This is a genomic window from Rhizobium sp. CC-YZS058, assembly GCF_034720595.1.
Lineage (GTDB): Bacteria > Pseudomonadota > Alphaproteobacteria > Rhizobiales > Rhizobiaceae > Ferranicluibacter.
Genome location: NZ_JAYESJ010000001.1, coordinates 2,325,597 through 2,338,968, shown reverse-complemented (window position 1 = coordinate 2,338,968; position 13,372 = coordinate 2,325,597). Strand labels below are relative to the sequence as shown.

The 13,372-nt window shown below is 64.9% G+C and carries 13 protein-coding genes; 5 read left to right on the top strand and 8 right to left on the bottom strand.

The window, feature by feature from the left end; all coding sequences use genetic code 11:
• Entirely contained in the window at window positions 1–1,014 is a 1,014-nt protein-coding gene (gene hemB, locus U8330_RS11245) for a porphobilinogen synthase (RefSeq protein WP_323105365.1), read from the bottom strand.
• A gap of 221 nt (window positions 1,015–1,235) precedes the next feature.
• On the opposite strand from hemB, the gene U8330_RS11240 reads away from it, so the two are divergent.
• The 3 genes from U8330_RS11240 (at window position 1,236) to U8330_RS11230 (ending at window position 3,972) form a co-directional block, all read left to right on the top strand.
• Window positions 1,236–1,673 carry a DUF6163 family protein gene (locus tag U8330_RS11240; RefSeq protein ID WP_323105364.1) on the top strand — a complete coding sequence of 146 codons (438 nt, stop codon included), beginning with the start codon at window positions 1,236–1,238 and terminating at the stop codon, window positions 1,671–1,673.
• Window positions 1,674–1,802: 129 nt separating this feature from the next.
• Window positions 1,803–2,315: a transcriptional regulator LdtR gene (gene ldtR, locus U8330_RS11235; protein ID WP_323105363.1), complete on the top strand. Its 513-nt coding sequence runs from the start codon at window positions 1,803–1,805 to the stop codon at window positions 2,313–2,315.
• A gap of 337 nt (window positions 2,316–2,652) precedes the next feature.
• Window positions 2,653–3,972, top strand: a complete 1,320-nt coding sequence (locus U8330_RS11230) for a L,D-transpeptidase family protein (RefSeq protein ID WP_323105362.1) — start codon at window positions 2,653–2,655, stop codon at window positions 3,970–3,972.
• Window positions 3,973–4,408: 436 nt separating this feature from the next.
• Here U8330_RS11230 and nusB read toward each other — a convergent pair whose 3' ends face one another.
• Window positions 4,409–4,891, bottom strand: coding sequence for a transcription antitermination factor NusB (nusB, locus tag U8330_RS11225; RefSeq protein ID WP_323105361.1), 483 nt, complete (start codon window positions 4,889–4,891; stop codon window positions 4,409–4,411).
• Entirely contained in the window at window positions 4,888–5,349 is a 462-nt protein-coding gene (gene ribH, locus U8330_RS11220; protein WP_323105360.1) for a 6,7-dimethyl-8-ribityllumazine synthase, read from the bottom strand. Before ribH ends, nusB begins: the two co-directional genes overlap by 4 nt.
• 166 nt (window positions 5,350–5,515) lie before the next feature.
• On the opposite strand from ribH, the gene U8330_RS11215 reads away from it, so the two are divergent.
• Entirely contained in the window at window positions 5,516–6,031 is a 516-nt protein-coding gene (locus tag U8330_RS11215; protein ID WP_323105359.1) for a GNAT family N-acetyltransferase, read from the top strand.
• 16 nt (window positions 6,032–6,047) lie between these two features.
• Here U8330_RS11215 and U8330_RS11210 read toward each other — a convergent pair whose 3' ends face one another.
• The 5 genes from U8330_RS11210 to glyA form a co-directional block, all read right to left on the bottom strand.
• Complete coding sequence (locus U8330_RS11210) at window positions 6,048–7,118, bottom strand: GGDEF domain-containing protein (RefSeq protein ID WP_323105358.1); 1,071 nt, start codon at window positions 7,116–7,118, stop codon at window positions 6,048–6,050.
• A gap of 146 nt (window positions 7,119–7,264) precedes the next feature.
• Window positions 7,265–7,882 carry a riboflavin synthase gene (locus U8330_RS11205; protein WP_323105357.1) on the bottom strand — a complete coding sequence of 206 codons (618 nt, stop codon included), beginning with the start codon at window positions 7,880–7,882 and terminating at the stop codon, window positions 7,265–7,267.
• The gene (gene ribD, locus U8330_RS11200; protein ID WP_416236845.1) at window positions 7,882–9,021 is read right to left on the bottom strand and encodes a bifunctional diaminohydroxyphosphoribosylaminopyrimidine deaminase/5-amino-6-(5-phosphoribosylamino)uracil reductase RibD; all 1,140 of its coding nucleotides are present in this window, start codon (window positions 9,019–9,021) and stop codon (window positions 7,882–7,884) included. Before ribD ends, U8330_RS11205 begins: the two co-directional genes overlap by 1 nt.
• A gap of 4 nt (window positions 9,022–9,025) precedes the next feature.
• A complete protein-coding gene (gene nrdR / locus U8330_RS11195) occupies window positions 9,026–9,499 on the bottom strand; it encodes a transcriptional regulator NrdR (protein WP_323105356.1) in 474 nt (157 codons plus the stop codon).
• Window positions 9,500–9,512: 13 nt separating this feature from the next.
• A complete protein-coding gene (gene glyA, locus U8330_RS11190; RefSeq protein ID WP_323105355.1) occupies window positions 9,513–10,811 on the bottom strand; it encodes a serine hydroxymethyltransferase in 1,299 nt (432 codons plus the stop codon).
• A 304-nt stretch (window positions 10,812–11,115) separates the two neighbouring features.
• Between glyA and U8330_RS11185 the strand changes: the two genes are divergently transcribed.
• Window positions 11,116–13,251: a sodium-translocating pyrophosphatase gene (locus U8330_RS11185; protein ID WP_323105354.1), complete on the top strand. Its 2,136-nt coding sequence runs from the start codon at window positions 11,116–11,118 to the stop codon at window positions 13,249–13,251.
• Window positions 13,252–13,372: the final 121 nt, after the last annotated feature.

Here is a 13,372-nt window from a genome sequence, read left to right as displayed (position 1 = left end):
TCACCGCCCCGCAAGCGCCCGCGCCACATCGAGCGCAAAATAGGTCAAGACTCCATCGCAGCCGGCGCGTTTGAAGGCGAGGAGGGTTTCCAGCATGACGCGGGGTTCGTCGATGAGGCCGCGTTCGCCGGCGGCCTTGATCATCGAATATTCGCCGGAGACCTGATAGGCGAAGACCGGCAGGCCGAACTCCTGCTTCATGCGCCAGCAGATATCGAGATAGGGCAGGCCGGGCTTCACCATCATCATGTCGGCTCCCTCCTCGACATCGAGGGCGGCATCGCGCAGGGCCTCGGTGCCGTTGGCGGGGTCGATGTAATAGGTCTTCTTGTCGCCCTTCAGCAGGCCGCCGGTGCCGATCGCCTCGCGATAGGGTCCGTAGAAGGCGGAGGCGAACTTCGTGGCATAGGCCATGATGCCGACGCCCTGGTGGCCGCTCTCGTCGAGCGCCTGCCGGATGACGCCGATGCGGCCGTCCATCATGTCCGAGGGTGCGATGATATCGGCGCCGGCATCGGCCTGCAGCACCGCCGCGCGGGCGATCTGCGCCACCGTTTCGTCGTTGACGATCTCGCCGTCTCTCAGGATCCCGTCATGGCCATGGCTGGTGAAGGGGTCGAGGGCGACATCGGTGATGATGCCGATGTTCGGAACCGCCGCCTTGATCGCCCGCGTCGCCTGGTTGATCAGGTTGTCTGCGGCGAGGCTGTGGGATCCGGTTTCGTCGCGCAGCGCCATCGGCACGTTGGGGAAGGTGGCGAGCGCCGGGATGCCGAGATCGGCCGCCTCGCGCGCCGCCTCCACGGCCATGTCGACGCTCAGGCGGTTGACACCGGGCATGGCCGCAATCGGCTCGACGATGCCGCTGCCGGGGACGAGAAAGAGCGGCCAGATCAGGTCGTCCACCGTGACCCGGGTTTCCTGCACCATTCGACGCGTCCAATCGGCCTTGCGGTTGCGCCGCATGCGGCGATGGCCGGTAACGCGATCGACCAGAGACGATGTGTCGCTCATTGCCAAGCCCTTCCTCAATCTGTTGTGATGCCCGCGCTCTACCACGCCGGCGATGGCTGTCAAAGCCGGCCGCCTGCGGCCAATCGGCACCGCCGGCTCAAGCGAGGGCGGCTCAAGCGAGGGCGGCACGGGCGAGGGCGGCAAGGGCGAGGGTTCTGCGGCCTCTCCCTTCACCGCACTGGCGTCTGGTATCGCGGCGCGCGGGCCCCTATCCTGCGCCCATGTCGGATGATTCTGTTCACGTTCCGAAGATCTCGCTGACCGAACGGCTGTTCGCGGTCTTTCTGCGGCTGGTCGCCATCTCGTGCTTCTGGTTCGGGCTGAACTACTGGGCGCTGTTGATCGGCTATTCGTTCAACGGCTCCGGGCGCTTCGATCTGCTCGTCATTCCCTGGCGGGTCGCGGCGGTGACGCTGGCCGTCACCTATCCGGTGGCAGCCCTCGGCCTCTGGCTGCTGGTCTCCTGGGGGCCCGTCATCTGGGTGGTGGCGGCGAGTGCCGAGATCGTCATGTTCGGCTTCTATCCGGCCATCTTCGGGCAGAAGCCGCTGATCCTGATCCTGCATGGACTGGTCGCGGTCACCTTCGTGCTGTTTCGGGCCGTCATCACCTTCGAGCGCATCCGGCACAGCCGAACGGCAAGGTTTCATTCACCCTGAGACAGCGGCACGGAACGGTAAGTTCATGTTAAGCCTGCGGTTTAAGTAGAATTTTATGGGTGTTCGATAGGGTCTCTCACAAGGCGGAAACAAACAAGAACCGCCAAACGAAACAGAGAGGCAGTCATCATGAACACCAAGCTCAAGCCGCAGGCCGCTCCCGTCAAGGATCCGCAGGAAGATGCGATCCGCGCTCTCTACCTCGAATCCCTTCATCTTGTGGAACGCCTGCACCGCCGCCTGCTCGACGTCATCAAGGACGAATTCGACCGCCAGGGTCGCAGCGACGTCAACGCCGTCCAGGCCCTTCTTCTGTTCAACATCGGCAATTCGGAGCTGACCGCCGGCGAGCTGCGCTCGCGCGGCTACTATCTGGGCTCCAACGTGTCCTACAACGTCAAGAAGCTCGTCGATCTCGGCTTCATCAACCACCAGCGCTCGCGCATCGACCGCCGCTCCGTTCGCATCAGCCTGACGGAAGATGGCCAGCAGATCGCCGAGACCGTCGCCAAGCTCTATGAGCGCCATATCGGCTCGATCCACAAGGTCGGCGGCATCGGCACGGACGAGTTCGGCCAGATGAACAAGCTGCTGCAGCGCCTCGACCGCTTCTGGAACGACTCGATCGCCTACCGCATGTAAGCGGCAGAAGAACTCCCAAAAGGCCGGGCGCGGGATGGCGCCCGGCCTTTGGCGTTTTCGACGCTGTTGCGGGAATGACACGATGCCCATCGGGCCGATGCGGACGCGGTCCGGGCGGCTGCCGCCCTCTGGTCTGCGACACCCTTTCGCCATATTGGTGTGACACCCAAAAATCATGAGAAAAGCAGGAAATCGAGCAGGTTGCTCTCGCCGTTCGCTCACGCTCACGTGAGCGGATCGCGCCGCTGATGCACCGCCCGGCTTCTGTTTTGTTAACCCTGTTCGTGATAGCGCAGAGGGCCTTTCAAAGCCTTCCCGAAGCCTGATGGTAGGATCGATGACGAAGAAGATCGGACTAGACGCCCAAACCCGCCGCGCCTTCCTGCGCTCCGCCGCCGGCTTCGGCGCCGCCGCCTGGGCCGGCAGCGCGCTGGCGCAGGATGCGCTTTCCGACATCATCAACGCCCCGCAACGCGGCGGCTGGGACGATCAGTTCGACGCCAAGGCCTCGCGCACGGCCACCGCTGTCGTGTCGAACAACCCGATCTTCAGCATGGACACGATCTACAACACGCAAGCCGCGATCGGCCAGTATCAGCAGATCGTGTCGTCGGGCGGCTGGCCGCAGGTCAATCCCGGCGTCCGGCTCGAGCTCGGTGTCTCGGATCCGTCGGTCCGTGCACTGCGCCAGCATCTCATGGTGGCCGGCGACCTGCCCCAGTCCGCAGGTCTCTCCAATGATTTCGACAGCTATGTCGATGGTGCGGTCAAGCGCTTCCAGGCGCGCCACGGTCTTCCGCCGGATGGCGTCCTCGGCGAATATTCGCTGAAGGCCCTGAATGTCTCGGCCGATGTGCGGCTGCAGCAGCTCAACACCAACCTGATCCGCCTGCAATCGATGTCGGGCGATCTCGGCCAGCGTTATGTTGCCGTCAACATTCCGGCTGCCTCGATCGAAGCGGTGGAAAACGGCCGTGTCGTCCAGCGCCACACTGCCGTCGTCGGCCGCATGTCGCGCCCGACCCACATCATCAATTCCAAGATCTACGAGGTTATCCTCAACCCGTACTGGACCGCGCCGCGCTCGATCGTCGAGAAGGACATCGTGCCGCTGATGCGCAAGGATCCGGAATATCTGAAGAAGAACGCCATTCGCCTGATCGACGGCCAGGGCAACGAGGTGTCCCCGGAAACGATCGACTGGAATGCCGAGAAGGCGCCGAACCTGACGTTCCGTCAGGACCCGGGCAAGATCAACGCCATGGCCTCGACCAAGATCAACTTCCACAATCCGAACAACGAATATATGCACGACACGCCCTCGCAGGGTCTGTTCAACAAGCTCGCCCGGTTCGAAAGCTCCGGCTGCGTGCGCGTGCAGAATGTTCGCGACCTGACGACCTGGCTGCTGCGCGACACGCCCGGCTGGACCCGCCAGCAGATCGAGGCCACCATTCGCTCGGGCCAGAATACGCCGATCAACCTGGCCGTCGAGGTGCCGGTCTACTTCAAGTACATCACCGCCTGGGCGGCAAAGGACGGCGTCGTCCAGTTCCGCGACGATATCTATCAGATGGACGGCGAGCAGGAACTGGCGCTGCAGACCACGACCGGCATCGAGCCGATCACCGGCGGCAACGGCGCACTTCCGCAGTAAGGTATCGACGCCGGCCTGATCTGACGGCAGGGCAGCGTCTCAACGCCGCGTGATGCTGTCCATCGCGAGTTGCTTGCAAAAGCCGGGCGCTTCACCTATTTTCTGGAGGCAGCCGGAGTTTCCGCTCCGGCTGCCCTTTGCTTATCTGTAGAACGTGACCCGCACGGAGGCTTGCCAGCCCGTGCGGGTTTTCTTCAGGATAAGCGTGATGCTGAACGGGATGCGCCCCATTGGGGTCACTCCAGATCGAAGGCATTGCCTTGCCAAGGTTGGGGAGGCTCATCATCCCCGATGGGCCGGCTGGCGCGGCCACTCTGCTTCTGCCATCGATCCTGAAACTCTACCCGATTTAGAGATTTAGAAAAAACCAATATAAGAAGCCGCCCCTCAGTGAGGAGCGGCTTGGAGACAGGTCTTGGCAATCGGGGTGGCGCGGTCAGGTCCGGACGTCGGTGCGGATCTGGCGGGCGATGCGGTCGAGCACGGCATTGACCAGCTTCGGCTCTTCGTCCTGGAAGAAGGCTTGGGCGATCTCGACATATTCCGTGACGATGACGGCGACCGGCACATCCTTGCGCTCGATCAGCTCATAGGTGCCGGCGCGCAGAATGGCGCGCACGGTCGAATCGAGGCGGGAGAGGGCCCAGTCGTCCTGCAAGGCGCCGTCGATCATCGGGTCGAGCTTGCGCTGTTCTCGCACGACGCCGGAGACGATCGAGCGAAACCAGCCGGGATCGGCTTTGAGATAGGTGTCGCCGTCGAGTTCCTGGCCCAGCCGGTGGGTCTCATATTCCGCGACGATTTCCAGAACACCGGTCCCGCCGATGTCCATCTGGTAGAGGGCCTGCACGGCGGCAAGCCGCGCCGCGCCACGCTGGTTGGCCTGGCGAACCGGCGCCTGTTCCGTTCCCTCGCTCAAAGCTCGCCTCCAAGCTTCTGCTTCAGGGCGATCATGGTCAGCGCGGCGCGTGCGGCGAAGCCGCCCTTGTCGCCCTCGCTCTTGCGGGCGCGGGCCCAGGCCTGCTCGTCGTTCTCGACCGTCAGGATGCCATTGCCGATCGGCAGGCTCTCGGTGACCGTCAGGTCCATGATCGCGCGGCAGGATTCATTGGCCACGATATCGAAGTGATAGGTCTCGCCGCGAATGACCATGCCGAGCGCCACGAAGCCGTCATAGGCGGTGCCGCCATTGTCCATGCCGTCGAGCGCCATGGCGATGGCCGCGGGAATTTCGAGCGCACCGGGAACGGTGACGACCTCATAGGTCGCGCCGGCGGCGTCCAGTGCCGAGGTTGCACCGTCGAGCATGGCATCGGCCATGTCGTCGTAGAAACGGGCCTCGACGATGAGGATGTGGGGAGCACCGGAAGCGGTCATCGGTCACCTGTGTTCAGATCGGGGGAGGGCGCGCGCGGCGCGCGGCCGTCAGAGGCGCGGTCAAACCATGCGCCGCCGCCGATGGCAAGCATTTTCGGTCCTTCATCTGCTCCGCTCAGGCGCGGACCCTCTTCGCAGAGACCACGAATCGCGGCTAGAAAGAGGCATGACCTCCATTCCCACCATCGAAACAGAACGGCTGGTTCTCCGCCCCTATCGCAGGGACGATTTCGAACGCTATGCGGTGCTGTTCGCCGATGTTGCGGTCACGCGGTTCATTGGCGGCGTTCCCTTCTCGCGCGAGCAGGCCTGGACGCGGTTTCTGCGCCAGGTCGGCATGTGGCACTATTTCGGCTTCGGCTTTTTCGCGGTCGAGGAAAAGGGGCACGGCTTCATCGGCGAGGCAGGGTTTCACGATCTTCACCGGGTGATCTCGCCGACGCTGGAAGGCACGATGGAGACCGGTTGGGCGCTGTCGCCCCACGCCCATGGCCGGGGCTATGCGACGGAAGCCGTGGGAGCCGCGCTCGGCTGGGCGGAGCGCGCCTTTCCGCGGGTTAAGCGAACCTGCATCGTCGATATCGAGAACACCGCCTCGCTCCGTGTCGCCGCCAAGCACGGCTTCAAGGAAATTCGCCGGACGACCTATCACGGCGCACAGGTCATCATGTTCGAGCGTTAGCAGATAAGGGCGGCGCTCAGGCCGCTTCGGCGAGCTCGACCCGGTTGCGCCCGTTGCGCTTGGCGGCGTAGAGCGCCTCGTCGGCACGTTTGGTCAGGACCAGCAGCGGCTCGGCCCCATGCGCCGTTCCGGCGCTCAGTGTCACCCGAAGGTGCTCCGCGCCCTCGAAGGCATGGCCTTGAATGCGGGCGCGCACCGCATCGGCGATCGCAGCGGCCACGGCCGCACTGGCCCCGGGAATGAAGACGATGATCTCTTCCCCGCCATACCGCGCGACCAGATCTCCCTTGCGGATCTCGCTCTGGACAATCCGGGCGATCTCGCACAGCACCCGGTCGCCGACATCATGGCCATGCGTGTCGTTGATCGATTTGAAGTGGTCGATATCGAACATGATGACGGAGCCGTAGCCGGCCTCGGCCAGCAGCCGGTCGGCCTGTTCGGCGAAGGAGCGGCGGTTCTGCAGACGGGTGAGGGGATCGGTTTCCGCCTGGAACCGCAGGACGCGGGTTGCGGCATAGCTGCGCTTCGCATGCCGCAGGAAATCGTCGAAAACGATCGCAGCTGCGACGTTGAAGGCAATCAGGATCAGGATCTGAGTGAGCGGGACGACGAACACCGCCGGGCCGATGAAGAACAGGCTGCTGACGATCGAGACCACGATGGTTGCGGCAAGCAGCGCTCTGCGGGCAAGCGATCGGACCTTGTGGCGGCGAACGACCTTGGCACCGACGACGCCGAGACCGGCAGCCATCAGGATCGCGACGCAGCCGCCAAAGGCGCCCGCGCCACCGAGAAGAATGCGCGCGGTCAGCAAAGTCGCCGTGGATATGAATGCCGCAGGCAGGCCGCCGAAGGCATAGGACAGTGCAAGCAGCGGCAGGCGCGCATCGCTCTGAACCCCTTCCTGCAGGTGAAGCGGATCGATCATCGACAAGAGACCGCCGGCTGCAAAGATCAGTCCGATGATGCTCTTCTTGGCACGATGGCCGTCGAAGACCCGGATGCACCAGGAAAAACCCAGAACGACCATCGCCATCAGCCCAAGGATATGCGTCGTGCCGATGAAAAGCTGGATGGGCGCCATGAGTTTACCGAAGGTGTTGCGGGCCGGAAAGTGACACAGCCTTCTTACAACCTCCTTAATGAGCGGCCTTAAAGACATGGTTGCGGCAGAGGCGGCGCAGCAAACGTCTGCCGCCACGACGCGGAGCGGCTGCGTGGTCTTGCCGGTCAGCCACCTGCTGCCGGAAACTCCGCCAGCCGCGCCGCATAGCGGGCCATCGTGTCGACCTCGAAATTCACGCGGTCTCCGGCCTTGCGCTCGCCCCAGGTGGTGACCTGCAGCGAGTGGCGGATCAAAAGCACGTCGAAGTCCGTGCCCGAGACGGCATTGACGGTGAGCGAGGTGCCATCGAGCGCCACCGAGCCCTTCGGCGCAACGAAGCGGGCAAGATGATCCGGCGCGCGCAGGCGGAAGCGGGTGGCCTCGCCTTCCTCCTCGACGGAAAGAATCTCGGCCGTCCCGTCGACATGGCCGGAAACGATGTGGCCACCCAGCTCGTCGCCGATCTTAAGCGCCCGTTCGAGATTGATCCGCGCGGTTTCCTGCCAGCTGCCGATCGTCGTCAGCCGCAACGCCTCTTCCCAGGCCTCGACCTCGAACCAGCGCTCGTTCGATCCTTCCTCCGGCAGAGCCGTCACGGTCAGGCAGACGCCGGAATGGGAGATGGAGGCGCCGATCTCGATCGTGGCGGGGTCGTAATTGGTGGCGACCCGCAGCCGAATCCCTTCGTCGAGCGGAACGATACGCTCGACGGTGCCGATGTCGGTGACGATGCCGGTGAACATCAGAGTGTCCTTTCAAGGTCGTAGCGGTCGAGCCGGTCCGGCCCGAGCCAGGTGCTGTCGCGATGGGTGAAGCCGGCCGGGATTGTATCGCGCACGATCGGCGCCTCGATCCCTCCGGCGCCCACATGCGTCGGCGCTGTCAGGAGGAGGATGCGGTCGACAAGGCCTGCTTCGAGAAAGGCGGTGGCCGTGCGCGCGCCGCCTTCGACGAGGAGCGAGGAGACCCCCCGCGTGGCGAGCGCCGGCAGAAGCAGATCCAGGCGTCGCGGGTCGCAACCGAGAACTTCGACGCCGAGCTCTTCGAGCGCGCGCTGCCGGGGGGCCGGCTCCTGCGCCTCGCCTGCGGCCGTCTCGCCACCGATCACCAGCGTGGGAACCTGCCGCGCTGTCCTTGCAAGGACCGAGGTGACGGGAAGCTCCAGCCGGGCATCGAGCACGATGCGCAGCGGCGAGCGCTCTTCGAGACCCGGCAGGCGCACGGTCAAAGCTGGATTGTCGGCGATCGCCGTCCGGATGCCGACGAGGATCGCATCGCTGCGGGCGCGCAGCTGGTGAACGAAGGTGCGGGCGTCCGGACCGGTGATGGCCACCTGTCCGTCACCCAGGCGACCGATCATGCCGTCGGCGGAAACGGCGAGCTTCAGCGTCACGAACGGCCGGCCGTGATGCTTGCGGAAGAGATAGGCCTCAAGCGCCTGCGCCGCCGCTTCGCGTTCCACGCCGGTCTCGACGGCAATGCCGGCTGCCTCCAGCATGGCGATGCCCCGGCCGGAGACGCGGCTGTCCGGATCGACGAGCGCGATGACGACGCGCGCGACGCCGGCGGCGATCAGCGCTTCGGCACACGGCGGCGTGCGGCCGTGGTGGGAGCAGGGTTCGAGCGTCACATAGGCCGTTGCGCCACGCGCGAGCGGACCGGCGAGGCTGAGCGCCTGTGTTTCCGCATGCGGGCGCCCGCCCGGCGCCGTCGCCGCCGCGCCGACCACGCGGGGGCCGTCGCCATCGTCGCGCACGATCAGGCAGCCGACGGAAGGGTTCGGCCCGGTGAAGCCGAGCCGGCTGTCGCCAAGCGCCAGCGCCTCCGCCATGAAGCGGGCGTCGGTCCGGCGGGCGGCGCTCTGGTCGGTCATGTCGCCCATGGGATCAGGCCCCGGGGTCGCGGGCGATCTTGGCGGACAGTTCGGCGATCACCTGCTCGAAATCCTCCGCATGGGAAAAGTCGCGATAGACCGAGGCGTAACGGACGAAGGCCACGTCGTCGAGACCCTTCAGGGCTTCCAGAACCTGAAGGCCGATTTCCTCGGACGGAATCTCTGTTTCGCCCGAGCTTTCCAGCCGGCGGATGATGCCGGAGACCGCCCGGTCGATGCGATCGCGCTCGACCGGACGCTTGCGCAGCGCGATCTCGAAGGAACGCTGCAGCTTCTCACGCTCGAAGGGGACCTTGCGGCCTGACTTCTTGACGATGACGAGCTCGCGCAGCTGCACCCGCTCGAAGGTGGTGAAGCGGCCGCCGCAATCCGGGCAGATACGGCGGCGGCGGATCGCCGCCCCGTCCTCCGCCGGCCGCGAATCCTTGACCTGGCTGTCTTCCGATCCGCAATAGGGGCAGCGCATCCGCAGTCACACCTTACATATGAGCATAGAGGGGGAAGCGTTCGGTCAGCGAGACGACCTTGCCGCGCACGGCCTCTTCCACCGAGGCATTGCCCTCGTCGGAATTGGCGACCTTCAGCCCGTCGAGAACCTCGACGATCAGATTGCCGATCTCCTTGAACTCGGCCTCCTTGAAGCCGCGGGTCGTGCCGGCCGGGGTGCCGAGACGGACGCCGGAGGTGACGAAGGGCTTTTCCGGATCGAAGGGGATGCCGTTCTTGTTGCAGGTGATGTAGGCGCGGCCGAGTGCTGCTTCCGCCCGCTTGCCGGTCGCGTTCTTCTTGCGCAGGTCGACCAGCATCAGGTGGTTGTCCGTGCCGCCGGAGACGATGTCGAGACCGCCCTCGACCAGCGTGGCCGAGAGCGCCTTGGCGTTCTTGACGATCTGGGCCGCATAGTCCTTGAAGGACGGCTGCAGCGCCTCGCCGAAGGCGACGGCCTTGGCGGCGATCACATGCATCAGCGGGCCACCTTGCAGGCCGGGGAAGACGGCCGAGTTGAACTTCTTGGCCAGCGCCTCGTCATTCGTCAGGATCATGCCGCCGCGCGGGCCGCGAAGCGACTTGTGCGTCGTCGTGGTTGCGACGTGGCAATGCGGGAAGGGCGAGGGGTGCTGGCCGCCGGCGACGAGGCCGGCAATGTGCGCCATGTCGACCATCAGATAGGCGCCGACATCGTCAGCGATCTCGCGGAAGCGCTTCCAGTCCCAGATGCGGGAATAGGCGGTGCCGCCGGCGATGATCAGCTTCGGCTTGTGCTCCCGCGCGCTCTCGGCGATCGCATCCATGTCGAGCAGATGGTCGTCCTCGCGCACGCCGTAGGAAACGACGTTGAACCACTTGCCGGACATGTTGACCGGGGAGCCGTGCGTCAGATGGCCGCCGGAGTTCAGGTCGAGGCCCATGAAGGTGTCACCCGGCTCCAGAAGCGCGAGAAACACGGCCTGGTTCATCTGCGAACCGGAATTGGGCTGCACATTGGCGTAGCTGACGCCGAAGAGCTGCTTGGCCCGTTCGATCGCCAGTTCCTCGGCGATATCGACGAACTGGCAGCCGCCGTAATAGCGCTTGCCCGGATAGCCCTCGGCATATTTGTTGGTCATGATCGAGCCCTGGGCCTCGAGCACGGCGCGGGAGACGATGTTCTCCGAGGCGATCAGCTCGATCTCATGGCGTTGGCGACCCAGTTCCTTCTCGATGGCTCCGAAGATTTCCGGATCCGTATCGGCAAGCGACCGGGTGAAAAAGGCGTGCGTTTCAGCGGCTGCGGTCATGACAGATCTCCTTGAAGGCGATGGCTGGGTCTTTATCGTCCTCGCATGGCAAGAGCAAGCTTCGCCCCCCGATTTGCGCCATTTCCGGCCGGTCCTCCACCACGGCGACACTTGGCGCAAAAGCCCCATCACGAAGGCTTGACGCGGCCGATTCGCCACCGCACTCTCACCCCCACCTCGCCCGGAGGCTTGAGGAGGCCGAAGGGGGAAGGGGGAGCATGGGAGCCGGCACAGAAGAAGGGTCCGAGAGGCTCGCGCCGGCGTCTCACACGAGGTCGTTCGACCTCCATGGAGGACAATGGGAATGATGATTTTGTTGGGCGTGATCGCATGCGGGCTGGTGTCCGTCGTCTATGCGATCTGGGCGACGCGGTCGATTTTGGCCGCGGATCAGGGCAATGCCCGCATGCAGGAAATCGCCGGCTTCATTCGCGAGGGGGCCCAGGCCTATCTTGCCCGTCAATATCTCACCATCGCCGTGGTCGGCGCTGTCGTCTTCATCGGCGCCTGGGTTCTTCTTTCGGCCACGGCCGCCTTCGGCTTCCTGATCGGCGCCGTGCTGTCGGGCGCCGCCGGCTTCATCGGCATGCATGTCTCGGTGCGGGCCAATGTGCGCACGGCGCAGGCGGCTTCCGTCAGCCTCGCCTCCGGCCTCGACATCGCCTTCAAGTCGGGCGCCATCACCGGCATGCTCGTCGCGGGCCTCGCGCTGCTCGGCGTCTCCATCTATTTCCTGGTGCTCACTGCCTTTCTCGGTCATGAGCCCGGCTCGCGCGAGGTGATCGACGCGCTCGTCTCGCTCGGCTTCGGCGCCTCGCTCATCTCCATCTTCGCCCGCCTCGGCGGCGGCATCTTTACCAAGGGCGCCGATGTCGGCGGTGACCTGGTCGGCAAGGTCGAAGCCGGCATTCCCGAGGACGATCCGCGCAATCCAGCCACGATCGCCGACAATGTGGGCGACAATGTCGGCGACTGCGCCGGCATGGCGGCCGATCTTTTCGAAACCTATGCCGTCTCGATCGTCGCGACCATGGTGCTGGCGGCCATCTTCTTCGCCGCAACGCCGATGCTTGAAAGCGCGATGCTCTATCCGCTGGCGATTTGCGGCACCTGCATCATCACCTCGATCGTCGGCGCCTTCTTCGTCAAGCTCGGCACCAACGGCTCGATCATGGGCGCGCTTTACAAGGGGCTGATCGTCACCGGTCTGCTGTCGATCGTCGGCCTGGCGCTGGCCACCTCGCTCACCGTCGGCTGGGGCAGCATCGGCACCGTGGCCGGCAAGGAGATCACCGGCGCGGCCCTGTTCGGCTGCGGCATTCTCGGCCTGGTCGTCACCGCGCTGATCGTCGTCATCACCGAATATTATACCGGCACCAACAAGCGCCCGGTCAATTCGATCGCCCAGGCCTCGGTGACCGGCCATGGCACCAATGTCATCCAGGGCCTCGCCGTCTCGCTCGAATCGACCGCCCTCCCGGCGATCGTCATCGTGGCCGGCATCATCTCGACCTACCAGCTGGCCGGACTGTTCGGCACCGGCATCGCGGTCACCGCCATGCTTGGTATTGCCGGGATGATCGTCGCGCTCGACGCCTTCGGCCCGGTCACCGACAATGCCGGCGGCATCGCCGAAATGTCGCATCTGCCGCCGGAGGTGCGCAAATCCACCGATGCGCTCGACGCGGTCGGCAACACGACGAAGGCCGTCACCAAAGGCTATGCCATCGGCTCGGCCGGCCTCGGCGCCCTGGTGCTCTTCGCTGCTTATTCGAACGACCTCGCCTATTTCGCGGCGAACGGTGACCGCTATCCCTACTTCGCCGATGTCGGGACCATCTCCTTCGATCTCTCCAACCCGTACGTCGTCGCCGGCCTCATCTTCGGCGGTCTCATTCCCTATCTCTTCGGCGGGATCGCCATGACCGCCGTCGGGCGGGCCGGCGGGGCCGTTGTGGAAGAGGTTCGCCGCCAGTTCCGCGAAAAACCGGGCATCATGGAAGGACGCGACCGGCCGGACTATGGCCGGGCCGTCGACATGCTGACGCGGGCGGCCATCCGCGAAATGGTCATCCCGTCGCTGCTGCCGGTTCTGGCCCCGCTCGTCGTCTATTTCGGCGTGCTGATGATCTCGGGATCGAAGGCTTCGGCCTTCGCGGCGCTCGGCGCCTCGCTGCTCGGCGTCATCGTCAACGGTCTCTTCGTTGCCATTTCCATGACATCGGGCGGCGGCGCCTGGGACAATGCGAAGAAGAGCTTCGAAGATGGCTTCGTCGACAAGGACGGCACCCGGCATGTGAAGGGCTCGGAGGCGCACAAAGCGTCGGTGACGGGCGATACGGTCGGTGACCCCTACAAGGACACCGCCGGCCCCGCCGTCAATCCCGCCATCAAGATCACCAATATCGTGGCCCTGCTGCTGTTGGCGGTGCTGGCGTAGGGAGATCCATCGACGGTCGAGCATCCCCGAGCCTCGGCTTGGGGATGTCATCGCGATGTCGCCTCACTGTCCTACGCACGAGGTTTCGCGCGAGACAACGCCGTGAGACAGAACGTCGAAG

What these genes read in the sequence shown, in the direction of transcription:
- hemB (WP_323105365.1), bottom strand. Translation starts at nt 1,014, where the DNA reads ATGAGCGACACATCGTCTCTGGTCGATCGCGTTACCGGCCATCGCCGC.
- U8330_RS11240 (WP_323105364.1), top strand. Translation starts at nt 1,236, where the DNA reads ATGTCGGATGATTCTGTTCACGTTCCGAAGATCTCGCTGACCGAACGG.
- ldtR (WP_323105363.1), top strand. Translation starts at nt 1,803, where the DNA reads ATGAACACCAAGCTCAAGCCGCAGGCCGCTCCCGTCAAGGATCCGCAG.
- U8330_RS11230 (WP_323105362.1), top strand. Translation starts at nt 2,653, where the DNA reads ATGACGAAGAAGATCGGACTAGACGCCCAAACCCGCCGCGCCTTCCTG.
- ribH (WP_323105360.1), bottom strand. Translation starts at nt 5,349, where the DNA reads ATGACCGCTTCCGGTGCTCCCCACATCCTCATCGTCGAGGCCCGTTTC.
- U8330_RS11215 (WP_323105359.1), top strand. Translation starts at nt 5,516, where the DNA reads ATGACCTCCATTCCCACCATCGAAACAGAACGGCTGGTTCTCCGCCCC.
- U8330_RS11210 (WP_323105358.1), bottom strand. Translation starts at nt 7,118, where the DNA reads ATGGCGCCCATCCAGCTTTTCATCGGCACGACGCATATCCTTGGGCTG.
- U8330_RS11205 (WP_323105357.1), bottom strand. Translation starts at nt 7,882, where the DNA reads ATGTTCACCGGCATCGTCACCGACATCGGCACCGTCGAGCGTATCGTT.
- ribD (WP_416236845.1), bottom strand. Translation starts at nt 9,021, where the DNA reads ATGGGCGACATGACCGACCAGAGCGCCGCCCGCCGGACCGACGCCCGC.
- nrdR (WP_323105356.1), bottom strand. Translation starts at nt 9,499, where the DNA reads ATGCGCTGCCCCTATTGCGGATCGGAAGACAGCCAGGTCAAGGATTCG.
- glyA (WP_323105355.1), bottom strand. Translation starts at nt 10,811, where the DNA reads ATGACCGCAGCCGCTGAAACGCACGCCTTTTTCACCCGGTCGCTTGCC.
- U8330_RS11185 (WP_323105354.1), top strand. Translation starts at nt 11,116, where the DNA reads ATGATGATTTTGTTGGGCGTGATCGCATGCGGGCTGGTGTCCGTCGTC.